Raw genomic sequence first — 22481 nt, 5'->3', positions numbered from 1 at the left:
GGCGCAGAGCGCGCGCGTCAGGCGGCAAGGTTGGCACAAGCCAATGCAGGTGTCACGCGGAATTATTACGACATTTTCATGACTTGACTGAAAAAGGCAGTAAAATCCGCAGGAAAGACGACTTGCTTCCTATTCAGCCCGAATTGCGCAAAGCCGTGGCGATCGCGTTGATCGAAAGCTGGATGCCCTCCCGAATGCGCGGGTCGTCCTCGCCCGCGCGGTGGCGCCGCAACAGCTCGATCTGGAGGAGGTTGAGCGGCTCGATATAGGGAAGGCGCAAGCGGATCGAGGATTCCAGGCGCGGATTGCCCTCCAGCAGGCGGGCCTCGCCGGTGACTTCCAGCAGCCGGTCGTGCGTGGTGCGCCAGCCAGTCTCGATGCGCGGGAAGATGGTGTCGCGCAGCGCCCGGTCCTCCACCAGTTGCGCATAGAGCCCGGCGATCTCGATGTCGGATTTGGCGAGCACCATCTCGAGATTGTCGAGCGTCGCGCGGAAGAAGGGCCAGGCTTCCCGCATCTCCCTGAGCAGCGGCAGGTCGCCGAAGCCGTCGAGCGCCGCGCCGACGCCGTACCAGGCGGGCAGCATCACCCGCGCCTGCGCCCAGCTGAACACCCAGGGTATGGCGCGCAGGTCCTCGATCCGGTCGGAGGCGGTACGGCTCGGCGGTCGCGACCCGATCTTGAGGTCCCCGATCTCCCTGATCGGCGTCATCTGCCGGAAGAAGGCGCGGAAGCCCTCCGTCTCGTAGACCAGCCCGCGATAGGCGGCGAAGGCGGTCGCCGACAGCTGTTCCATCGCCGACTCGAACCGCGCCCGGTCCGCCGCCCCGAGCCGCTCCGGCTCCAGGCTGGCCAGCAGGGTCGCCGACGCCATCGTCTCCAGATTGGCGGCGGCCGCGTCGGGCGTGCCATATTTGGCGGCGATCACCTCGCCCTGCTCGGTGATGCGGATGCGGCCGTTGACGGTGCCGTGCGGCTGCGCGCGGATCGCGTCGAAGCTCGATCCCCCGCCCCGTCCCACGGCGCCGCCGCGGCCGTGGAACAGCTGCATCGCGGTCCCACGCGCCTCGAAGGTCGCGGCCAGCGCCCGGCTCGCCTTGTTGAGGCTCCAGACCGAGGTCAGATAGCCGCCGTCCTTGTTGCTGTCGGAATAGCCGACCATCACTTCCTGGTGCCCGCGCGCGGCGGTCGCGGCCTTCACCTCCGGCAGCGACAGCCAGTCGTCCATGACCGCGGGCGCGTTTTCGAGGTCGGCGATCGTCTCGAACAGGGGAACGGCCATCACCGCCACCTGCGGCGGATCGCCCGGCCGGTAGAGCCCCGCTTCCTTCAGCAGCAGGTTCACCTCCAGCAGGTCGGACACGCTTTCGGCCTTGGAAATGTTGTAGGTGGTGATCGCCGCCGGCCCGTAACGGGCATGCGCCTCGGCCGCGGCGCGGACGATGGCCAGTTCGGACGCGGTCTCCTCGCCATAGTCGGCGAACGGCACGGCCAGGAGGCGCGCGCCGGCCAGCTCGCGGCGGAGCAAAGCCACCCGCTCGGCTTCGTCGAGCGCCAGATAGTCGCGCTCGACGCCCGCCACCCGCAGCAGCTCCGCCACCACCCGCTCGTGCACCGCGGAATTCTGCCTGAGGTCGAGGCTGGCGAGATGGAAGCCGAACGTATCTACCGCCCGGATCAGCCGCTTCAGCCTCCCGCCGGCAAGGGCTCCGAGGCCGTCGGCCAGCGTCGCCAGATCCGCGTGCAGGTGCTCGGGCCGCGGATAAGCCGCGCCTTCCACCGCGGCCGGACGGGCGGGTCCCCGTCCCGCCACGGCGCGGAAGTTCGCCGCCAGCCGCCCGTAAATGCCGGTCAGCGCCCGGCGATAGGGCTCGTCGCTCCGGGCGACGCCTGCGTCGCCCGACCCGTCCGCCAGCGCCCGCACCGCCTCCCCCACCGGCGCCAGCTCGGCCGACAGCGACAGTTCGGCGCCGAGCGCGTTCACTTCCTCCAAATAATGGGCGAGCACCGTCTCCGCGCCCCCGGCGAGCGCGATGCGCAGCGTCTCGGCATTGACGAACGGATTGCCGTCGCGGTCGCCGCCGATCCAGCTGCCGGGCCGCAGGAAGCTCGGCAATTCCCGTCCCAGCGCCCGCTCCCAGCGCGCGTAGAGCGCCGGCAGCACCGGCAGGAACACGTCACGCAGATAAGAGAGCGCGATCTCCACCTCGTCGGCGACGAACAGCCGCTCCCGGCGCAGCGGCCGGGTGCGCCAGAGGAGCGCGATCTGCCGCACCAGCGCCTCCTCCACCGGCTCGCCGTCCCCTGTCTCCCCGACGCCCGCGTCGCGCAGCCGCATCAGCTCGGCGATGCGGTTGCGATGGTCGATCATGCTCTTGCGGCGAACTTCGGTCGGATGCGCGGTCAGCACCGGCATGATGAGCGCCCGGTCGAGCAGGCGCGCCGCCGCCTCCCGGTCGACGCCTTCGGCGTCCAGACGCTCCAGCGCGGCGGCGAGCCCGACGCTGCGCTCCGTCGAGACGCCCTGCCGGTCCTCGGCGAGGTTGGCGAGCATCGAGAACAGCATGAAGCCGCGCACGAAGGCGAGCGTGTCGTCGAGCGTGAGCGATCCCAGGCCCCGGTCGATCGCGTCCCCCGCCACCCCGCGGTGCCGGTCGACGGAGGCGGCCCGGATATATTCGATGCGCCGGAACAGCGCCTCGCCGCCCTCCTCGCGGATCACGTCGCCGAGCAGACGGCCGAGAAAGCGGATATCCGGATTCTGCTCGACGGGCGGCGGCGCGCTGCTCATGCGCCGCCCCCGAGCAGCTCGTCGACCCAGGCCGGAACCAGGTCGCCCGCGCGGCCGATGCGGCTTTCGTGGAAGTGGATGCTGCCGAGGCTCGGCTCCAGGTTGATCTCCAGCGTCCGCGCGCCGCAATAACGCGCCGTCTGGACGAAGCCGGCGGCGGGATAGACCGCGCCCGACGTTCCGATCGACACGAACAGGTCCGCCGCCATCAGCGCGCTCTCGATCCGCTCCATCTCATAGGGCATCTCGCCGAACCAGACGATGTCCGGCCGCAGCCGCCCCGCCGCGCCGCAGCCCGGGCACTGCGGGCCATGGCCGAGGTCCTCCGCCCAGGGAAAGCGTCCGTCGCAGGCGAGGCACCAGGCGGATTTCAGCTCGCCATGCATGTGGAGCAGCCGCTTCGCCCCGCCGCGCTCATGAAGGTCGTCGACATTCTGGGTGACGATCAGGAGCTCGCCCGGCCATTCGGCGTCGAGCCGCGCCAGCGCCCGGTGGGCCGCGTTCGGCGCCACGTCCCGCAACTTCGCCCGCCGTGCGTCGTAGAAGTTCTGGACGAGCGCCGGATCGCGGCGGAACGCCTCCGGCGTCGCCACATCCTCCACGCGGTGCCCTTCCCAAAGCCCGTCCGGGCCGCGGAAGGTGGCGACGCCCGACTCGGCGGAAATGCCCGCGCCGGTGAGGATCACGATGTTGCGGATGTCGTCCCGATGCATGGCGATCCGCTTAGCCGATGGCGCGGGAGGCGAAAAGTTATCTCCCGGCTCGTGCCGGCGTGAGCGCGCGCCATCCCGTCCACGTTCCGATCAGATAGGCGAGGCCGTAGACGAGCACCACCGCCGAACTCACCACCGCGAAGGTGTCGATGATCTCCGGCCGAACGATGAGGGCGGGGAGAAGCGCGACCGCGCGGAGCAGATAGACCGCGCTGATCAGGATCAAAGCGGTGCGCAGAAGCGGGAGCCTGCGGATGAGCCCCGCCCCGGAAAATGCATAGAGCGCCCACACCGCCAGGATGACGGCGATGCCGAAGGTGATGAGGGCCGGCATGGCCGATCCGCGCTCGGCCGCCCGCGCCATCGCTTCCCCGGCGCCGAAGAAGCGGTACCAGTCGGGGCCGCCCACAATCACCCCGAGGTGAAGGACAGCAGCGGCGGCGCTCAGGATGCCGCCGGCGATGAGCCATGTGTTGCGGGCCATGTTTCCCTCCCCCGTTTCCGCGACAGCTTAGCCGGAAAACGGCCGCCTGCAATGGAGCGGCTTTTGCCGGGCGGTGGCGCTCGCATGAAACTGGCGCTAGAGCGCTGCGGCATGAGGGGCTTGAGCACAGACGAGCGCGCAACGGTCGAGCGTTGCGCCGACGCGCCGATGCTGGACCAGGTCCGCGCCTGGGCCGCGGTCAACAGCGGCTCGCGCAACCTCGACGGATTGGCCGCCATCGCGGAAATCCTGCGGGAAGAGTTCGCGGCGCTCGGCCCCGCCGAGCTGCGCGACCCCGCGCCGGTCGAGACGATGGCGGCGGACGGATCGCTGGAGCCGCTCGCCCATGGCCGCAATCTCCACCTGCGCGTGCGCCCCGAAGCGCCGGTGCAGCTGCTCTTCACCGGCCACATGGACACCGTGTTCGGCGCCGACCACCCTTTCCAGCAGGTCTTCTGGCGGGAAGAGGGCGTGCTCGGCGGGCCCGGCGTCGCCGACATGAAGGGCGGGATCGCGGTCATGCTGGCCGCGCTCAAGGCGGTCGAAGCCTCCCCCTTGGCCGAACGGCTCGGCTATGCGGTGGTGATCAATTCCGACGAGGAAGTGGGCTCGCCCGGATCGGCCGGGCTGATCGCCGAGGCCGCGCGCGGCAAGAAGGCCGCCTTCACCTACGAGCCCGCCGCTCTTCCCGACGGGACGCTTGCCGGCGCCCGGCCCGGCAGCGGCAATTTCTCGATCTTCCTCGAAGGCCGCAGCGCCCATGCCGGGCGCAATCCGGAGGAGGGCCGCAACGCCATCCTCGCCGCCGCCGATCTCGCGCTGCGGCTCGCCGCCGCGCGGCGCGACGGCCTGTCGGTCAATCCGGCGCGGATCGACGGCGGCGGCCCCAACAATGTCGTGCCCGACCGGGCGACGCTGCGCGTCAACATGCGGCCCCGCACCGCCGAGCTGCAGGCGGTCGCGGAGGCGGCGCTGCGCGAGGCGGTGGCGGCGATCGAGGCGGCGCACGAGGTGCGCGCCCACGTCCATGGCGGCTTCGCGCGCCCGCCCAAGCCGCTCAACCGCCCGGCCGAGCGCCTGTTTCAACTCGTCCGCCGCTGCGGCGCCGATCTCGGGCAGGACATCGGCTGGAAGGCGAGCGGCGGCGTCTGCGACGGCAACAACATCGCCGCCTGCGGCGTGCCCGTGGTCGACACGATGGGCGTGCGCGGCGGCGCCATCCATTCGTCCGAGGAATTTCTGATCGTGGAGAGCCTGCTCGAGCGCGCGCAACTGTCGGCGCTCGCCATCATGCGGCTGGCGCAAGGGGAGGATTTGTGAGCTTCAGGGTGCGCCCGGCGCGGAACGAGGATTTCCAGGCGATCTACGAAATGGCCAAGCTGACCGGCGGGGGGTTCACCAACCTCCCGCCCGACAAGGCGACCTTGGTCGGCAAGCTCGTGCGGTCCGAAGCCGCCTTCTCCGGCACGGAGGGCGACGGCTTCTTCATGTTCGTGCTCGAAAATACAGAGACCGGTCAGATCCGCGGCACCTGCCAGGTGTTCAGCAAGGTCGGCACCGAATGGCCCTTCTACAGCTACAAGATCACCACGTTCACGCAGACGTCCAAGGCGCTGAACCGAACCTTCCGCGCCGAGATGCTGAACCTCGTCACCGATTTCGAGGGCTGCTCGGAAGTGGGCGGGCTGTTCCTCCATCCGCACGAACGGGCCGGCGGCCTCGGCCTGCTGCTCGCGCGCAGCCGCTACCTCTTCATGAAGCTCCACCGCGACAGTTTCGCCGGCAAGGTGCTGGCGGAGCTTCGCGGCGTGATCGACGAAAGCGGCGCCTCCCCCTTCTGGGACGCGGTCGCCGGCCGCTTCTTCGGCATGACCTTTCAGGAAGCGGACGAGTTCAACGCCACCCATGGCAACCAGTTCATCGCCGATCTGATGCCCAAGACGCCGATCTACACCGCCATGCTGCCCGAGAGCGCGCGGGTGGTGATGGGCGTCCCCCACCCGTCGGGACGCGCCGCGATGAAGATGCTGGAGAAGGAAGGTTTCAGCTTCGACGGCTATATCGACATCTTCGACGGCGGGCCGACCATGGCCGCCGCGACCGACTCTATCCGCACGGTTCGCGACGCCAAGCCCCACACCCTCGCCGACCTCGACGAGAGCGGGGAGGGCCATGACGCCCTCCTCGCCGCGGGACGCCTCACCGACTTCGCCGCCGCTTACGGGCGGCTCCACGTCCTTCCCGACGGGCGCGCCACGCTCGACCCGGCGAGCGCGGAGCTGCTCGGCATCGCCCCGGGCGACGACTTCATCGCCATCAGCCGCTGAGGCAACCATGCAGGAAATCAATTTCGACGGCATCATCGGGCCCAGCCACAATTATTCCGGGCTGAGCATCGGCAATGTCGCGTCGACCACCAACAAGGGCGCGGTATCGCACCCCCGCGCCGCGGCGCTGCAGGGCGTCGACAAGATGCGCCACAATCTGCGCCTCGGCCTCGCCCAGGGCCTGTTCCTGCCGCACCGCCGGCCGGACCGGCATTGGCTGGCCGAGCTTGCGACCAGCGTCGAGGAGGTGCCCGCCTCGCTCCGCCCGGCGGCGTTCAGCGCGTCGGCGATGTGGGCGGCCAACGCCGCCACCGTCTCCCCCGCCCCCGACACGGCGGACGGGCGCTGCCATCTCACCGCCGCCAACCTCAGGACGATGGCGCATCGCAGCCACGAATGGCCCGAGACCCTGGCGCAGCTCCGCCTCGCCTTCGCCGACCCGGACCATTTCCAGGTCCACGCCCCCATTCCGGCGACGTTCGGCGACGAAGGCGCGGCCAATCATATGCGGCTCGCCCCCGCGCATGACGCGCCGGGCGTCGAGATCTTCGTCTACGGCGTGCGCGGCCGCGACTATCCGGTGCGCCAGCATATCGAGGCGTCGAACGCCATCGCCCGCTCCCATCGGCTCGACCTCGACCGCACCCTGTTCGTCGCGCAGAGCGAGGAGGCGATCGCCGCCGGCGCCTTCCACAACGACGTGGTCGCGGTCGCGAACGAGACCGTCCTCTTCTGCCACGAACTCGCCTTCGAGGACCGCCCGGCCTTCTACACCCAGATCCATCGCCTGATGCCGAAGGCGGAGATCGTCGAGGTGCCGGCGAGCGCCGTCAGCCTGGAGGACGCCATCCGCTCCTACATGTTCAACGCGCAGCTGGTGACGCTCCCGGACGGCCAGGGCATGGCCCTCATTCTTCCCGAGGAAGCGCGCGAGACGCCGAGCGTGTGGACCTGGCTGCAGGACATGGTCGCCGACAACGGCCCGATCCGCCAGCTGAAGGTGGTCGACGTGCGCCAGTCGATGGCGAATGGCGGCGGACCCGCCTGCCTGCGCCTGCGCGTCGTCGCCAACCCCGCCGCGGTCGATCCCCGCTTCATGGCCGACGCCGCCAGGCTCGACCGGATCAGCGCCTGCATCGCCGAGCATTGGCCCGAGGAGATCGCCCCCGCCGACCTGCTGGAGCCTGCGCTGTGGGACCGGCTCGACCAGGCCCGGACCGCGCTCTACCGCCTCCTGGATCTCGACGAACTCATCTGAACCGGTCCGGACCGGTTCAGTCGGGGCTCCACAGAATGTCGATCGCCGCGTCGAGCTCGGCCACGACCCGGCCGATCGGCAGGTCCGACAGCGGCCCCTGCCCGATCGCCCGTTCCAGCACTTCGCGCTTCTTCGCGCCTTCCAGCACGATCATCACCGCGCGCGCCGATCCGATCGCGACCGCGGTCAATGTGACGCGCTCGACCGGCGCGTCCTCCGGCATCGGATCGGGACGCACGCCCACCGCGCGCCGCTCGCGCGGGCCGGCGATCGCGCGGTCGTAATCGGGACCGGGGAAGATGGAGGCGGTGTGCCCGTCCTCGCCGATGCCGAGCATGACGAGATCGAGCGGCCAGTGCAGCAGCGCCAGCCGCTGGTCCGCCAGTCGCCCGGCCTCGCGATAATTGTCGAGCGCCGCTTCATCGACCAGCGAGACGATCTCCGCCCCGAGCGGCGCGAAGAAGCGGCTGAGCTTGGCATGGTTGCTGAGCGCGTCGTCGAGCGGCACCAGGCGGTCGTCGGTCGGCAGGATCGTCACCTTGGACCAGTCGATGCCCCTGCTCTCGGCGAGCGCCGCGTAGATCGGATCGGGAGTCGGCCCGCCCGGGAGGGCGAGTCGCGCGCCGCCATGCGCCTCTATCGCGCTCTCGATCACGAAGGCGACGTCGCCCGCCGCCTGCTCGGCCAGCTCCTTACGGCTGCCGAATTCCCACCATTCCACTTCGTCCATGTCACGCTCCGCTCGTCTGGCGGCCGGACATAGCGGCTCGCGCCCGGCTGGCAACCCGTCAGCGGACCAGGCGGCGGAGCCGGTCGCTGAGCGCGAACAGGCCGGGGCCGGTGCGGCGCTCGTCCCCCGCCGAATTGCCGGCGACGGCGATCACCAGCCGTTCTTCGGGTATGAAGCGCAGCAGAGCGTACCAGCGCCGGTTCGATCCGTCATGGTGCCGCTCGGCGCCCGGCCCCAGCGCCCAGCCGGTCGCCTCCGCGCCGGGGACCGGCGCGTGAAGGAAGGCATAGCTTTCCGGACGCAGCAGCGTGCCCGGCTGCCCGAGCGCGCCGCGCAGATGATCGGCTCCGAAGGCGGCGAGATCGCGCATCGACATGTGGAGCCCGCCCGACGGCTGGGCGAAAGCGGGATTGTCGGCGATCGGGCTCGCGGGATCGATCGGGCCGGCAAGATTGGTGCCCTCGGGAAAATGGCCGCGCGGCGCGTCGATCGCCGCCGGGCTTCCCGGCGCCCCGAACCCGGCGCTGGCGAGGCCCAGCGGCGCCAGCACCTCCTCCGCCACCAGTTCCTCGTAAGGCCGGCCGGTCGCCCGCTCCATCATCGCGGCGGCGATGACGTAGGAGAAGTTCGAATAGAGGAAGGTGCGGCGCGGCGTCCCGCTTGGCGGCATGGCGAGCATGATCTCGGCGACGGCGAGGCGCCGCTCTGTCAGGCCGCGCAAGCGCACGAGGCGCGCCCCTTCCTCCGGGCTCGGCGACGCGCTGATCCCGCCGCGATGGGCGAGCAGATCGGCGAGCGTCACCTCCGCATATTCGGGCCTGAGCCCCGAAAGGTCCGGCAGCAGGTCGGCGATGCGCTGGCCGAAGCCGATCCGCCCCTGCTCCGCCAGCCGCGCGGCGAGCGTGGCGGTGAACGGCTTGGTGATCGAGCCGATGTGGAACGGGTCGCCCACCGCGACCGGCACGCCGCTCCCCAGCGCCCGCTCGCCCGCCGCGATGTCGAGGATCAGTTGCCCGTCCTTCCAAACCGCCGCCGCCATTCCGGGCAGGCCGAGTTCGACCCGCGCCGCCTCCAGCGCCGCTTGCGCCGGGTGCGGACGCTGCGCGGCCGCCGGCGCGGCGACCAGCGCCAGCAGCGTCAGGGCGTATCGCGCGATCATCCTCTTGCCGCCTCCCGTCCGGCCGGAACCCGCGCGCCATCCTGCCGGTTCTTCCTGAACGAAAGGAGAAGATCCATGCCCGCAAAGTCCGACGCGCAGCAAAAGGCTGCCGGCGCCGCTTTGTCCGCCAAGCGCGGCGACAGCGAGGTGAGCGACCTCAAGGGCCCGTCCAAGTCGATGTACGAATCGATGAGCGAGAAGAAGCTGAAGGAGATGGCGTCGACCGGCCGCAAGGACTGACCGCCGCTCAGCCCGAACAGCTCGCGCCCCCCAGCACGCAGAAGCGCGCGCAATGGGGGTGATTGAGCGCGACCTCGCGGGCGCCCTCCGTCAGGCGCGGGCCGAGCGCAAAGCGCGGATCGTAGGGAAGCAGCGTGCAGGCGACGACATGCGGCCGCGCCGCGCCCTTCGCCTTCACCACCATCCGGCTAGACGCGCACATCGGCGCGGCGGGGGACACGCCCAAAATGCCCCAGCAGGCGTCGCTGATCTCCGGCACGTCCGCGCCCGCGTCCATCGTCGGGAACAGGACGACATGGTCCGGCACGATGCCGAGCCGGGCAAGGAGAGCGGCGTAAAGCCCCTCGTCTTCCGGACCCAGGCGGCGGCCCGCCACCGCCACCTTGAACCCGTTCGCCGCCAGCCAGCCGAGCCCGTCCAGGGCCTTCTCCCAGCTGCCCTCGCCCCGCTCCGCCTCGTGCAGCGCGCGGCCGTGATGGTCCAGGCTGACGCGGAAGGTCAGCCGCGCGCGCGGGAGCTCGAGCAGACGCGCCTCGAACCGCCGCATCGGCCGCATCGCGTTGGTGAGCACCAGCACCTCGAAGCCGCGGGCCAGCGCCGAGGACAGCATCGCCATGATGTCGCGGTTCATGAAGGGCTCGCCGCCGGTGAAGCCGATCTCCCGCGCGCCCATCGCCTCGGCCTCGTCGAGATAGTCCTCGACTTCGGCCGCGCTCATATAGACGAGCGCGTCGTTGGTCGGGGAGCTTTCGATATAGCAGCTGGGGCAGGCGAGGTTGCACAGGGTGCCGGTGTTGATCCACAGCGTGTCCAGCCGGTCCATCCACACCTTCGCCCGCGGTTCGCCTCTGGCCGTACGGTCCGGGTCCCGGAACTTGGCCGGATCGATCGGCCGGGCGTCGGGGACGGAAAAGGGGCTGGCGGCGGCGATGGTCTCTCTCCTCGCCGACCCGGTTAGAGAGAAAGGGGCATGGCTGCCAAGACCCTCCTTCTGATCGGCGCCGGCCATGCCAATCTCCTCCTCACCTGTCAGGTGCGGCGGCTGCGCGCCGCCGGGCTCGATCCGGTGATGCTGTCGCCGCGCTGGTTCCATTATTCCGGCCTCGCCACCGGCGTGCTGTCCGGCGCGTTGCCGGACGATGCGAACCGGGTGGACGTCGCCGCCCTCTGCGCCTGCCGCGGCATCTTTCATGTCGACGCGTCCTGCACCGGCATCGAGGACGGGCGCGCCCGGATCGACGGCGGCGGCGCGCTGCCCTTCGACTTCGCCAGCGTCAACGTCGGCAGCCATGTCGCCGCGCCCTTCCCCGCGGTGCCGGCCAAGCCGCTCGCCAACCTCACCGTGCTGAAGCGTCGGCTGATCGCCGCCGGCCGCGCCCGCATCGCGGTGGCGGGGGCCGGGCCGACCGGCACGGAGATCGCCGCCTGCCTCGCCGGCCTCGCCGAACGACAGAGGCTGGACCTCGCCATCACCTTGTGCGGACCGCGGCCGGACTGGCCCGGCCTCTACCGCAGCCTCGCGGGGCGCGGCGTGGCGCTCGAGGATGCGAAGATCGTCGGCCATGCCGAGGGAGCGGCGCTGCTCGATGGCGGAGGCCGGATCCCGGTGGACGAGATCGTCGCCGCCACCGGGCTCGTCGGCGGCCCACCCGCCATCCCGGTCGACGCCACGCTCCGGAGCCGCGACGATCCCCGCATCTTCGCGGCCGGAGACTGCGCGGATTTCCTGCCGCGCCCGCTGCCCAAACACGGCGTCTTCGGAGTCCGCCAGGCGCCGGTGCTGCTGCGCAACCTGATCGCCGCGGCCGAGGGGCGGCCGCTGGCCCGCTACCGCCCGCAACGCCGCTGGCTGTCGATCATGGACCTCGGCGACGGAAGCGGCTTCGCGACCTGGGGCGGCCTCTCCCACCGCTCGCGCGCCGCTCTCCTCGTGAAGCGCCGCCTTGATCTCGCCTTCGTCTCACGCTTCCGCTAACCGCTGGCTCGAAGGAGAGTAGAAGTTGCGCAGCCACGGCCGGATCGCCCTCCTGCTGCTGATCGCGGCCGCGATCGCGTTCGCGCTGGCGAGCGGCGCGGCCGATCTCCTCACGCTCGACACGCTGCGCGACAGCCAGGCGGAACTCGCGCGCATGCTCGAGGCCCATCCGGTGGCGATGGTGGTCGGCTTCTTCCTCCTCTACGTCGCCATCACCTCGCTTTCGATCCCGGGCGCCGCGATCATGACGCTGGCCGCCGGCGCGATCTTCGGCCTGTTCCTTGGCGCGGTGATCGCTTCCTTCGCGTCCGCGACGGGGGCGACGCTGGCTTTCCTCGCTTCCCGCTATCTGCTGCGCGGCTGGGTGGAGCGCCGCTACGGCCGCCGGGTCGAGGCGCTCGACCGCGGCATCGCCAAAGACGGCATCTTCTATCTGCTGACGCTGCGGCTCAACCCGGCGGTGCCCTATTTCCTCGTCAACCTCGCCATGGGGCTGACGAAGATGCGGGTGCCGGCTTTCACCTTCACCAGCCAGGCCGGCATGCTCCCCGCGACGCTCGTCTATGTGAACGCGGGCACGCAGCTCGCCCGCATCCGCGAACCGTCCGACATCCTGTCGCCGGCGCTGGTCGGGTCGCTGGTCCTCCTCAGCCTCTTTCCGCTCCTCGCCAAATTCGCCGTCGATCGCCTGCGCCGCGGCCGCGTCTACAAGGGCTGGAGGCGCCCCAGGCGGTTCGACCGCAACCTGATCGTGATCGGCGCCGGCGCCGGCGGGCTCGTCACCGCCTATATCGGCGCGACGGTGCGGGCGAAGGTCACCCTGATCGAAGGCCATCGGATGGGCGGCGATTGCCTCAACACCGGCTGCGTTCCGTCCAAGGCGCTGATCCGCTCCGCGCGCCTCGCGCACGAGATCCGCACGGCCGACCGCTTCGGACTGGAACCGGGGACGCCGCGCGTGGACCTCGCCCGCGTGATGGCGCGGGTGCGGGAGGTGATCGCGCATATCGAGCCGGCGGACAGCCCGGAGCGCTACCGCAAGCTCGGCGTCGACGTGCGCCTCGGCCACGCCCGACTGATCGACCCATGGACGGTGGAGGTGAATGGCGAGCGCATCACCGGGCGGGCGATCGTGCTCGCGACGGGCGCGGAGCCGGTCGTGCCGCCGATCCCGGGCCTCGCGGACGTGCCCTTCCTCACCAGCGACACGATGTGGGACGCGCTGTCCGCCCGCGGCGAGCTGCCGCGCCGGGTGGCGATCGTCGGCGGCGGGCCTATCGGGACGGAAATGGCGCAGGCGTTCGCGCGGCTGGGCAGCGCGGTCAGCCTCGTCGAGGCCGGCCCCCGCATCCTCCCGCGCGAGGACGAGGACGCCGCCGCCTTCGTCGCGGGCCACCTGCGCGGCGAGGGCGTCGAGATTCTGACTGCGCATCAGGCGGTGCGGGCGGCGCCGGGCACGCTCACGCTGCGCGGAGCGGAGGGGGACAAGGAGCTCGCCTTCGACGAACTGATCCTCGCCGTCGGCCGCAGGCCCCGCCTGTCCGGCTACGGGCTGGAGGATCTCGGCTTCGACACCGCCGCGCCGCTGGAGCTCGGACCTTTTCTCGACACGCGCTTCCCGAACATCTTCGCGGTCGGCGATTTCGCCGGTCCCTATCAATTCACCCATGCCGCCGCGCACCAGGCCTGGTTCGCCGCCGTCAACGCCTTGTTCGGAAGCGTGAAGAGGTTCCGGCCCGATTACCGCTTCCTCCCCTGGGTCACTTATACCGATCCGGAGGTCGGCCGCGTCGGCCATAACGAGGCGAGCGCCCGCGCGACCGGCCTCGCCTACGAGGTCGTGCGCCACGAACTCTCCCATCTCGACCGCGCGGTGACGGAGGGGGCGGCGCACGGCTTCGTCAAGATCCTCGTCGCGCCCGGGCGCGACCGGATCCTCGGCGCCACCGTGGTCGCCCACAATGCGGGCGAGCTGATCGCGACGCTGACGCTGGCGATGAAGCACGGCATCGGCCTCAACAAGATCCTCGGCACCATCCACGCTTATCCCACCATGGCGGAGGCCAACCGCTATGCGGCCGGGGAGTGGAAGCAGGCGCACAAGCCCGAACGGCTGCTCGCTCTTGCCGAGCGCTGGCACCGCCGGCGGCGCGGGTGAAAGCGCGCGTCATCGTCTTCGCCAAGGCGCCGGTGGCGGGGCGGGTGAAGACCAGGCTGATCCCCGCTCTGGGCGCGGGCGGCGCGGCGGCGCTGGCGAAGGACATGCTCGCTTGCACCGTCGCCGAAGCGCTGGCGAGCGGGCTGGACGTCGAGCTTGCGGGCGATCCCGATCCGGCGGGCTGGTATGACGGGCCGCCGCTCCGCCTCGCGGCGCAGGGCGAGGGCGATCTCGGCGCGCGGCTGGCCCGGGCGGCGGCGCGCTGCCTCGCCGGGGGCGCGCGGCCGCTGCTGATCGGCACGGACTGCCCGGCGCTCGACCGGCACCGCCTCCGCGCCGCGGCCGAGGCGCTCGACGAGGCGGACGCGATCCTCCATCCGGCGGCGGACGGCGGCTATGTGCTGCTCGGCCTCGCCCGCTTCGATCCGTCGCTGTTCGCCGGCATCGCCTGGAGCACCGCCGGAGTCGCCGCCGCGACCGTGGCGCGCATCGATCGGCTCGGGTGGCGGCTCCATCTCGGCGAGACGCTGCGCGACGTGGACGATCCGGAGGACCTCTTTCTCCTCCCCGATGCCGGGAAGATGCGCTAGGGCGCCGCCATGCGTCCGCTGCCCCCTTATGCCGAGCTGCTCGGCCTCAGCACCCGCCGGTCAGACGCGGGCGAGCTGCTGTTCGTGATGCCCTTCGGCGACAATGTGCTCGGCCGGCCCGGCTTCCTCCACGGCGGCGCGATCGCCGGCCTGCTGGAGTTCGCGGCGCTCGGCACTCTCTACGACGCGCTCGGCGACGCGCCGGCGCGGGTGAAGCCGATCAACGTCACCGTCGATTTCATGCGCGGCGGCACCGATCACGACACCTTCGCCGCCGCCACCATCACCCGCCTCGGCAAGCGCGTCGCCAATGTCGAGGCCCACGCCTGGCAACTCGACCGCGCCAAACCCATCGCCGCCGCTCACATGAACCTGATGCTGCGGCGCTGACGTCGTCCCGGCGAAAGCCGGGACCTCAAGCCGAAGACGCACCGGCGCAAACCACCCACCGAGACCCCGGCCTCCGCCGGGGTGACGCCCCCTCCGTCGTCCCGGCGAAGGCCGGGACCCCAGGCCGCAAAAGCACCGGCGCAAACCACCCGCCCGGACCCCGGCCTTCGCCGGGGTGACGAGAGATCCCTCCCCCTCGCCCGATCACCCGCCCCTTTTCATCACCTCGCGGGCGATGACGAGCTGCTGGATCTGGCTGGTGCCTTCGTAGATGCGGAACAGCCGCACGTCGCGGTAGAGGCGCTCGATGCCGTAATCGGCGATATAGCCGGCGCCGCCATAGATCTGCACCGCCCGGTCGGCGACGCGCCCGACCGTCTCGCTGGCGAAATATTTGGCGGCCGCCGCCTCCATCGTGATCGGCTCGCCGGCGTCCTTGAGCCGCGCCGCCTCGATCACCAGCGCTTTGGCGGCCATCGTCTCCGTCTTGGAATCGGCGATCATCGCCTGGATCAGCTGGAAATCGGCGATCGGCTTACCGAACTGCCTGCGCTCGGCGGCGTACGCGACGGCATCGCGGATCAGCCGCTCGGCGATGCCGACGCAGACCGCGGCGATGTGCAGCCGGCCGCGGTCCAGCACCCGCATCGCGACCTTGAACCCCTCCCCTTCCTCGCCGAGCCGGTTGGCGGCCGGCACCGGCGTCCCGTCGAAATTGACGTCGCAGACATGGGCGCCCTGCTGGCCCATCTTGCTTTCCGGCTGCCCGACCGACACGCCGGGAAGGTCGGCGGGGACGAGGAAGGCCGAGACGCCGCGCGCGCCCTCCCCGCCGGTCCGCGCCATCACGGTGAACAGCGACGCCTTGTCGGCATTGGTGATGTAGCGCTTCGTGCCGGACAGCCGGTAGACGTCGCCGTCCCGCACCGCCTTGGTCTGCACCGACGCGCCGTCCGAACCGGCGCCGGGCTCGGTCAAGGCGAAGCTGGTGACGATCTCCCCGCTCGCGATGCGCGGCAGCCACTCGGCCTTCTGTGCGTCGGTGCCGGCCATCACCAGCCCCTGGCTGCCGATCCCGACATTGGTGCCGAAGGTCGAGCGGAAGGCGGGCGTCGTCCCGCCGAGCTCCAGCGCGACCCGCACCTCCTCCGTCATGGTGAGCCCCAGCCCGCCATAGTCCTCCGGGATCGAGAGGCCGAACAGGCCCATCTCCCGCATTTCCCGGACGATCTCGTCGGGAACCTCGTCCTCGCGCTCGACCCGCTCCTCGACCGGCCGCAGCCGCTCCGCGACGAAGCGGCGGACGGTGGAAAGAAGGGCGTCGAAGGTTTCAGGATCTAAGGCCATACGTCACCCTGAACTTGTTTCAGGGTCCAGGTCTCCACCCGCACCGCTGCTCGAAACTGGATGCTGAAACGAGTTCAGCATGACGGCTAATATCCCTTCATCCGCGCGACCTTGTCGGCATGGTAGTTGGGGTCGCCGAACAGCTCGGCGAGCACCCGGTCGCGCTTCATGTAGAGGCCGATATCATATTCGTCGGTCATGCCGATGCCGCCGTGCATCTGGACGCCTTCCTGCACCGCGAGCTGCGCCGCGCGCCCGGCCTTGGCCTTGGCGACCGACACCATCAGCTCCGCGTCCCCGGCCTCCTCGTCCAGCATCTGCTGCGCCTTGAGCGTCGCCGCCCGGGCGATCTCCAGCTCCGAATAGAGGTGCGCGGCGCGGAACTGCAGCGCCTGGAACTCGCCGATCAGGCGGCCGAACTGCTTCCTTTGCTTCAGATAATCGACGGTCATGTCCATCGCCGCCGTTCCGAGCCCGACCGCCTCCGACGCCGCCGCCGCGCGGCCGGCATCGAGCAGCCGCGCCAGCACCGCCTCGCCGCCGCCGACCTCGCCGACGACCGCATCGGCATCGACCTCGACGCCGTCCAGCGTCACCGTCGCGGCCATCGAGCTGTCGGCCAGCCGCTCCGGCGCGACGTCCAGACCCTTCGCGTCCTTCTCGACCGCGAACAGGCTCAGCCCCTCATCCCCGCGCGCGGCGACCAGGATCACGTCGGCCGATCCGCCATGGACGACGAAGCTCTTGCGCCCCGACAAGCGGAAACCGTTGCCCGCCCGCTCGGCCTTCGCCTCGATCGCCTCGGGCCGGTGCTTGCGCCCCTCGTCGACCGCGATCGCCGCCACCGTGTCGCCGGCGAGGATGCCGGGCAGCCAGCGCTCGCGCGCGCCGCTCCCGCGGATCGCCGCGACGAAGGCGACGGCGGTGGTGAGGAAGGGCGACGGCGTCAGGTTGCGCCCGATCTCCTCCATCACGATCCCCGCCTCGACATGGCCGAGGCCCAGCCCCCCGTCCGCCTCGTCGACCAGGATGCCGGTGAAGCCCATCTCGGCGAACTGCTTCCACAAGGCATGGCCGAAGCCGTCCTTGCAGTTCCGGTCGCGCCAGTGCCTGAGCTGCTTCGCGATCGCGCCCTCCTCCGCCATGAAGGACCGCGCGCTGTCGCGGAGCATCTGCTGATCGTCGGTGAGATACAGTGGCATTCTCTTACTCCGTCATCCGGGTCCCTCAACCCGTCATCCCGTCCCCTCACCCCGTCATCCCGGCGAAGGCCGGGATCCCCGCGGGTGAAAGGCGCCGGCGCTCGCTTTCGCCGGGATCCCGGCCTTCGCCGGGATGACGCGCGGGCTTTGTTCAGCTCCCCGGCAGCTCCAGGATTCTCTTGGCAATGATGCCGAGCTGGATCTCGCTGGTGCCGCCTTCGATCGAATTGGCCTTGGTGCGCAGCCAGTCGCGCGCGAACTTGCCCTTGCGGGAGCGCTCGCTCTCCCATTCGAGCGCGGCCGAGCCGCCTGCGGCCATTACCAGTTCGTGCCGCGCCTTGTTGAGCTCGGTCCCGGCATATTTCATCATCGAGGGCTGGGCGGGATGCGCCCGTCCCGCCTTCAGCTCGTCGATGAAGCGCTCGCTCATCGCGCGGAAGGCGATCGCGTCGACGTCGAACCGGGCGATGTCGGCGCGCAGCAGCGGGTCGGCGAGCCGCCCCTCCCCGTCGCGCCCCACCGTCTCGGCCAGCGCCTCGCCGAGCGCCGCGCTGCCGGAGCCGCCGCCCAGGCCCATGCCGCTGATCATCTCGCGCTCGTGGCCCAGCAGATATTTCGCGACGTCCCAGCCCTTGTTCACCTCGCCGACAACCTGGTCCTTGGGCACCTTCACATCGTCGAAGAAGGTCTCGCAGAAGGGCGAGGAGCCGGAGATGAGCTTGATCGGCTTGGTCGAGACGCCTTCGCTCGCCATGTCGAACAGGATGAAGCTGATTCCCTTGTGCTTGGGCGCCTGCGGATCGGTGCGCACCAGGCAGAAGATCCAGTCCGCCTTGTCGGCATAGCTGGTCCACACCTTCTGGCCGTTCACCAGCCAATGGTCGCCCTTGTCCTCGCATTTGGTCTGCAGCGAGGCGAGGTCCGAGCCCGCCCCCGGCTCCGAATAGCCCTGGCACCAGCGAATCTCGCCGCGCGCGATCTCGGGCAGGAAGCGCTTCTTCTGCGCCTCGGACCCATATTTGAGCAGCGCCGGGCCGAGCATCGAGATGCCGAAGGAGGACAAAGGATTGCGCGCGCCGATCGCCGCCATCTCCTGGCGGAGCACCTTGGTCTCGGCGGGCGAAAGGCCGCCGCCGCCATAGTCCTTCGGCCAGTCCGGCACGGTCCAGCCGCGCTCCGCCATCAGCTCCATCCAGCGTTTCTGCGCGTCGTTCTTGAAGGCGGGATTGCGCCCGCCCCAGCACATGTCGCTCTCGTCCCGCACCGGCTCCCGCATCTCGGGCGGGCAGTTCGCCTCCAGCCAGGCGCGGGTCTCTTGCCGGAACCCGTCCAGTTCGCTCATAAGGCCCTCTCCTTTACGTAAACGTCAGATGGCAGAGGCGGGGCGGCAAGGTCAAGACTGGCGAAACGGGGCCGGTTCTGACAGGCTCCGGCCGGACAGGCAGAGAGGATCGACAAGCCGATGGATTTTTCCCTTACGGAACGGCAGGCGCATTTCAGAGACCGGGTGCGGGAGTTCATCGAATCGCGGATTCGCCCCCGCCAGGCGGACTTCAAGGCCGAGCATGCGACCGGCGACCGCTGGCAGCCCCACCAGGTGATCGAGGAGCTGAAGCCCGAGGCGAAGGCGGCGGGCCTGTGGAACCTGTTCATGCCGCCCGGCCATGCGCTCCGCCATGTCGACGAGACGTTCGAGTTCGAGGGCACGCAGCTCACCAATCTCGAATATGCGCTCTGCGCCGAGGAGATGGGCCGCGTCTCCTGGGCGAGCGAGGTGTTCAACTGCTCGGCGCCCGATACCGGCAATATGGAGGTGCTGCACCGCTACGGCACGCGCGAGCAGAAGGAGGAATGGCTGAGGCCGCTGATGAACGGCGAGATCCGCTCCGCCTTCCTGATGACCGAGCCCGCCGTCGCCTCGTCGGACGCGACCAACATCGAATGCGACATCGCCCGCGACGGCGACGATTATGTGATCAACGGCCGCAAATGGTGGTCCTCCGGCGCCGGCGATCCCCGCTGCAAAGTCGCGATCGTGATGGGCAAGACCGACCGCTCAGCCGACCGTCACCGTCAGCAGTCGATGGTGCTGATGCCGCTCGACGCGCCCGGCGTCACGGTCGAGCGCGCGCTCACCGTCTACGGCTATGACGACGCGCCGCACGGCCATATGGAGATCGAACTCAAGGACGTGCGCATCCCCGCCTCCAACATGCTGCTCGGCGAGGGCCGCGGCTTCGAGATCGCGCAAGGGCGCCTCGGCCCGGGCCGCATCCACCATTGCATGCGCACCATCGGCGCGGCCGAGGAGGCGCTGAAGGCGATGGTGAAGCGGCTCCAGACCCGGGTCGCCTTCGGCAAGACGCTCATCTCTCATTCGGTCTGGGAGCAGCGGATCGCCGCCGCGCGGATCGACATCGAATGCTCGCGCCTGCTGTGCCTCAAGGCCGCCGACATGATGGACAAGGCGGGCAACAAGGCGGCGGCGGGCGAGATCGCGATGATCAAGGTCCACGCGCCCAACATGGCGCTGCGCATCATCGACGACGCGATCCAGGCACATGGCGGCGCCGGCGTCAGCCAGGATTTCGAGCTCGCCAAGAGCTGGGCCGGCATCCGCACGCTCCGCCTCGCCGACGGCCCCGACGAAGTCCACAACCGCGCCATCGCGCGGCTCGAGATGGCGAAACATGCGGTGTGACCTGAAAAACCCCTCTCCCCTTCAGGGGAGAGGGCCGGGGAGAGGGGGAGTCAGAGCATCCGCGTCCCCGGACAGGCCCCTCTCCTTCCGCCGCTGCGCGGCTCCCTCCTCTCCCCTGAAGGGGAGAGGGTCGTGAGACTCACCGGCAAAACCGCCATCGTCACCGGCGCCGCCTCCGGCATCGGCCGCGCCACCGCGGCGCTGTTCCGGGCGGAGGGCGCGAGCGTGATCGCCGCCGACCTCGCCGAAGCCGAAGGGATCGTCCCCGCCGACGCCGGCTCGGAAGACGACGTCCGCCGCCTGATCGAGATGGCGATGTCGGAGCATGGCGGGCTCGACATCTTCCATGCCAATGCGGGCGTCTCGGGCGGCCTCGCCTCGCTCTTCGAGCAAGGGGTGGAGGATTGGGAGCAGATCCTGCGCACCAACCTCATCGGCCCGTTCCTCGCGATCAAGCATGCCGCGCCGGCGATGCGGGAGCGCGGCGGCGGATCGATCATCTGCACCGCGAGCGTCGCGGGCCTGCGCGCCGGCGCGGGCGGGCCGGCTTATTCGGCGTCGAAGGCGGGGGTCATCAACCTCGTCCAGGTCGCCGCCACCCAGCTCGCCGGGTCCAACGTACGGGTGAACGCGATCTGCCCGGGCCTGATCGAAACCGGCATGACCCGGCCGGTCTACGACTGGGCGCGCGACAAGGGGAAGGAAGACCAGATCGGCCGCCTCAACCCGCTGAAGCGCGGCGGCGTGCCCGACGAGATCGCCCGCGCGGCTTTGTTCCTCGCCTCCGACGACAGCTCCTACGTGAACGGCCACGCGCTGGTGGTGGACGGCGGCCTGTCCGTTTCCCACCCGTACAGCCGCCAGGGCTGGGGCATCACTTCGGCCTGACGGATCAGATCAGGCCGGCGAGCGGGCTGGACGGATCGGCATATTTGCGCTGCGCCATCCGGCCGGCGCGGTAGGCGAGCCGTCCGCCCTCCACCGCCGCCTTCATCGCCCGCGCCATCGTGATCGGGTCCTTGGCCTCGGCGATCGCGGTGTTCATGAGGACGCCGTCGCAGCCCAGTTCCATCGCCACCGCCGCGTCGGACGCGGTGCCGACGCCCGCGTCGACCAGCACCGGCACCTTCGCGCCCTCGACGATCAGCCGGATGGTCACCCGGTTCTGGATGCCGAGCCCGGAGCCGATCGGCGCGCCCAGCGGCATGATGGCGACCGCGCCCGCATCCTCGAGCTGCTTCGCCGCGATCGGATCGTCGACGCAATAGACCATCGGCAGGAAGCCTTCCCCGGCCAGCACCTCGGTCGCACGCAGCGTCTCGCGCATGTCGGGATAGAGCGTCCTGGCCTCGCCCAGCACCTCGAGCTTCACCAGGTCCCAGCCTCCCGCCTCGCGCGCCAGGCGCAGCGTGCGGATCGCATCGTCGGCGGTGAAGCAGCCGGCGGTGTTGGGAAGATAGGTGTAGCGCTTGGGATCGATGAAGTCGGTCAGCATCGGCTGGCCGGGATCGGCGATGTTGACCCGCCGCACCGCCACCGTGACGATCTCCGCGCCCGACGCCTCGACCGCGGCGGCATTCTGTTCGAACGACTTGTACTTGCCGGTGCCGACGATCAGGCGCGAACGGAAGCTGCGGCCGGCCACCGTCCAGCCGTCCTCGTCCACCCGTGCCCCATGGTCGCCGCCGCCGACGAAGGTGACGATCTCATAATCGTCGCCGTCCTCGACGCGGATGTCGGCGAGGGTGGAGCGCGGCACCACCGCCAGGTTGCGCTCGACGGCCACGCGCGCGGGGTCGAGCCCGAGCTCCAGCGCCAGATCGGCGACGCTGATGCCGCCGCGCACCCGGCGGTGCTGCCCGTTCACGGTGATGGAGAGAGTGCCGTCGTCCACAGATGCTTCCTTCAAAACTTGGATAAAGCCCGCCGGCCCCATATAGGGAGCGCCCATGGCGACGGTACCCACCATCTACGTGCTGAACGGCCCCAATCTCAACCTGCTCGGCCTGCGCGAGCCCGACATCTACGGCACCGACACGCTGGACGACATCGCCGGGCGGCTGGAGGACAGGGCCCGCGAGCTCGGCCTCGCCGTCGACCTGCGTCAGTCCAACCATGAGGGGCACCTGATCGACTGGCTGCACGAGGCCAATGCGCGGGACGCCAAAGCGGTGATCCTGAACGCCGGCGGCTTCACCCACACGTCGGTCGCGCTCCACGACGCGGTGAAGGCGATTTCGGTTCCGGTGATCGAAGTGCATCTGTCGAACCCGCAGGCCCGCGAGACGTTCAGACGCAGGAGCTACATCGCCGCGGCGGCGCGCGGATCGATCGCCGGCTTCGGCGCGCTCGGCTACGAACTGGCTCTGGACGCCGCCGCCCGTCTCTGACAGAGCGCGCCACATAACGGGGAAAG

21 protein-coding genes are annotated in these 22481 nt (G+C 70.3%); 11 read left to right on the top strand and 10 right to left on the bottom strand.

What is annotated here, in order from left to right:
• Nucleotides 1–133 precede the first annotated feature (133 nt).
• The 3 genes from ppc to ACK4K7_RS10655 are packed head-to-tail and all read right to left on the bottom strand — an operon-like array spanning nucleotide 134 to nucleotide 3988.
• On the bottom strand, nucleotides 134–2791 hold the full coding sequence (gene ppc, locus ACK4K7_RS10665) for a phosphoenolpyruvate carboxylase (RefSeq protein ID WP_431865876.1): 2658 nt from the start codon (nucleotides 2789–2791) through the stop codon (nucleotides 134–136).
• The gene (locus ACK4K7_RS10660; protein ID WP_431865874.1) at nucleotides 2788–3504 is read right to left on the bottom strand and encodes an NAD-dependent deacylase; all 717 of its coding nucleotides are present in this window, start codon (nucleotides 3502–3504) and stop codon (nucleotides 2788–2790) included. Before ACK4K7_RS10660 ends, ppc begins: the two co-directional genes overlap by 4 nt.
• 37 nt (nucleotides 3505–3541) lie before the next feature.
• Nucleotides 3542–3988: a hypothetical protein gene (locus ACK4K7_RS10655; protein WP_431865873.1), complete on the bottom strand. Its 447-nt coding sequence runs from the start codon at nucleotides 3986–3988 to the stop codon at nucleotides 3542–3544.
• Between the two features lie 111 nt (nucleotides 3989–4099).
• On the opposite strand from ACK4K7_RS10655, the gene ACK4K7_RS10650 reads away from it, so the two are divergent.
• The 3 genes from ACK4K7_RS10650 to ACK4K7_RS10640 are packed head-to-tail and all read left to right on the top strand — an operon-like array spanning nucleotide 4100 to nucleotide 7573.
• On the top strand, nucleotides 4100–5308 hold the full coding sequence (locus ACK4K7_RS10650) for a hydrolase (RefSeq protein WP_431865871.1): 1209 nt from the start codon (nucleotides 4100–4102) through the stop codon (nucleotides 5306–5308).
• Entirely contained in the window at nucleotides 5305–6315 is a 1011-nt protein-coding gene (locus ACK4K7_RS10645; protein WP_431865869.1) for an arginine N-succinyltransferase, read from the top strand. Before ACK4K7_RS10650 ends, ACK4K7_RS10645 begins: the two co-directional genes overlap by 4 nt.
• 7 nt (nucleotides 6316–6322) lie before the next feature.
• A complete protein-coding gene (locus ACK4K7_RS10640; protein WP_431865867.1) occupies nucleotides 6323–7573 on the top strand; it encodes an N-succinylarginine dihydrolase in 1251 nt (416 codons plus the stop codon).
• Nucleotides 7574–7589: 16 nt separating this feature from the next.
• On the opposite strand, the gene pgl is transcribed toward ACK4K7_RS10640, so the two are convergent.
• On the bottom strand, nucleotides 7590–8303 hold the full coding sequence (gene pgl, locus ACK4K7_RS10635) for a 6-phosphogluconolactonase (protein ID WP_431865865.1): 714 nt from the start codon (nucleotides 8301–8303) through the stop codon (nucleotides 7590–7592).
• Between the two features lie 58 nt (nucleotides 8304–8361).
• Nucleotides 8362–9462 (bottom strand): serine hydrolase domain-containing protein, encoded by a 1101-nt coding sequence (locus tag ACK4K7_RS10630; RefSeq protein WP_431865863.1) that lies wholly within the window; start codon nucleotides 9460–9462, stop codon nucleotides 8362–8364.
• Nucleotides 9463–9537: 75 nt separating this feature from the next.
• Here ACK4K7_RS10630 and ACK4K7_RS10625 point away from each other — a divergent pair, with 75 nt between their 5' ends.
• Nucleotides 9538–9702 (top strand): DUF3008 family protein, encoded by a 165-nt coding sequence (locus ACK4K7_RS10625; protein WP_431865861.1) that lies wholly within the window; start codon nucleotides 9538–9540, stop codon nucleotides 9700–9702.
• 7 nt (nucleotides 9703–9709) lie between these two features.
• Here ACK4K7_RS10625 and ACK4K7_RS10620 read toward each other — a convergent pair whose 3' ends face one another.
• Entirely contained in the window at nucleotides 9710–10711 is a 1002-nt protein-coding gene (locus ACK4K7_RS10620; protein ID WP_431865859.1) for a radical SAM protein, read from the bottom strand.
• Here ACK4K7_RS10620 and ACK4K7_RS10615 point away from each other — a divergent pair.
• The 4 genes from ACK4K7_RS10615 to ACK4K7_RS10600 are packed head-to-tail and all read left to right on the top strand — an operon-like array spanning nucleotide 10673 to nucleotide 14815.
• Entirely contained in the window at nucleotides 10673–11677 is a 1005-nt protein-coding gene (locus ACK4K7_RS10615) for an NAD(P)/FAD-dependent oxidoreductase (protein WP_431865858.1), read from the top strand. The two genes, ACK4K7_RS10620 and ACK4K7_RS10615, sit on opposite strands and share 39 nt — an antisense overlap.
• A gap of 25 nt (nucleotides 11678–11702) precedes the next feature.
• On the top strand, nucleotides 11703–13835 hold the full coding sequence (locus tag ACK4K7_RS10610) for an FAD-dependent oxidoreductase (protein ID WP_431865856.1): 2133 nt from the start codon (nucleotides 11703–11705) through the stop codon (nucleotides 13833–13835).
• On the top strand, nucleotides 13832–14425 hold the full coding sequence (locus ACK4K7_RS10605; RefSeq protein ID WP_431865855.1) for a TIGR04282 family arsenosugar biosynthesis glycosyltransferase: 594 nt from the start codon (nucleotides 13832–13834) through the stop codon (nucleotides 14423–14425). The genes ACK4K7_RS10610 and ACK4K7_RS10605 overlap by 4 nt, the downstream gene beginning before the upstream one ends.
• 9 nt (nucleotides 14426–14434) lie before the next feature.
• On the top strand, nucleotides 14435–14815 hold the full coding sequence (locus ACK4K7_RS10600; RefSeq protein WP_431865854.1) for a PaaI family thioesterase: 381 nt from the start codon (nucleotides 14435–14437) through the stop codon (nucleotides 14813–14815).
• A gap of 204 nt (nucleotides 14816–15019) precedes the next feature.
• Here the strand turns inward: ACK4K7_RS10600 and ACK4K7_RS10595 are convergent, their stop codons facing one another.
• The 3 genes from ACK4K7_RS10595 to ACK4K7_RS10585 all read right to left on the bottom strand — a co-directional run bounded on the left by ACK4K7_RS10595 (nucleotide 15020) and on the right by ACK4K7_RS10585 (nucleotide 18706).
• A complete protein-coding gene (locus ACK4K7_RS10595; RefSeq protein WP_431865853.1) occupies nucleotides 15020–16162 on the bottom strand; it encodes an acyl-CoA dehydrogenase family protein in 1143 nt (380 codons plus the stop codon).
• 86 nt (nucleotides 16163–16248) lie between these two features.
• Nucleotides 16249–17364, bottom strand: a complete 1116-nt coding sequence (locus ACK4K7_RS10590; protein WP_431865851.1) for an acyl-CoA dehydrogenase family protein — start codon at nucleotides 17362–17364, stop codon at nucleotides 16249–16251.
• A gap of 151 nt (nucleotides 17365–17515) precedes the next feature.
• Complete coding sequence (locus ACK4K7_RS10585; protein ID WP_431865849.1) at nucleotides 17516–18706, bottom strand: acyl-CoA dehydrogenase family protein; 1191 nt, start codon at nucleotides 18704–18706, stop codon at nucleotides 17516–17518.
• A 120-nt stretch (nucleotides 18707–18826) separates the two neighbouring features.
• On the opposite strand from ACK4K7_RS10585, the gene ACK4K7_RS10580 reads away from it, so the two are divergent.
• Nucleotides 18827–20065 (top strand): acyl-CoA dehydrogenase family protein, encoded by a 1239-nt coding sequence (locus ACK4K7_RS10580; protein ID WP_431865848.1) that lies wholly within the window; start codon nucleotides 18827–18829, stop codon nucleotides 20063–20065.
• A 132-nt stretch (nucleotides 20066–20197) separates the two neighbouring features.
• Nucleotides 20198–20953, top strand: coding sequence for an SDR family NAD(P)-dependent oxidoreductase (locus ACK4K7_RS10575; protein WP_431865846.1), 756 nt, complete (start codon nucleotides 20198–20200; stop codon nucleotides 20951–20953).
• A gap of 4 nt (nucleotides 20954–20957) precedes the next feature.
• Here the strand turns inward: ACK4K7_RS10575 and thiS are convergent, their stop codons facing one another.
• Nucleotides 20958–22001 (bottom strand): sulfur carrier protein ThiS, encoded by a 1044-nt coding sequence (thiS, locus tag ACK4K7_RS10570; RefSeq protein ID WP_431866048.1) that lies wholly within the window; start codon nucleotides 21999–22001, stop codon nucleotides 20958–20960.
• Nucleotides 22002–22014: 13 nt separating this feature from the next.
• Here thiS and aroQ point away from each other — a divergent pair, with 13 nt between their 5' ends.
• On the top strand, nucleotides 22015–22455 hold the full coding sequence (gene aroQ / locus ACK4K7_RS10565) for a type II 3-dehydroquinate dehydratase (RefSeq protein ID WP_431865844.1): 441 nt from the start codon (nucleotides 22015–22017) through the stop codon (nucleotides 22453–22455).
• Nucleotides 22456–22481: the final 26 nt, after the last annotated feature.

The sequence above is a fragment of the Allosphingosinicella sp. genome (assembly GCF_046295735.1).
GTDB lineage: Bacteria > Pseudomonadota > Alphaproteobacteria > Sphingomonadales > Sphingomonadaceae > Allosphingosinicella.
This window is presented reverse-complemented; position numbering and strand designations above follow the sequence as displayed.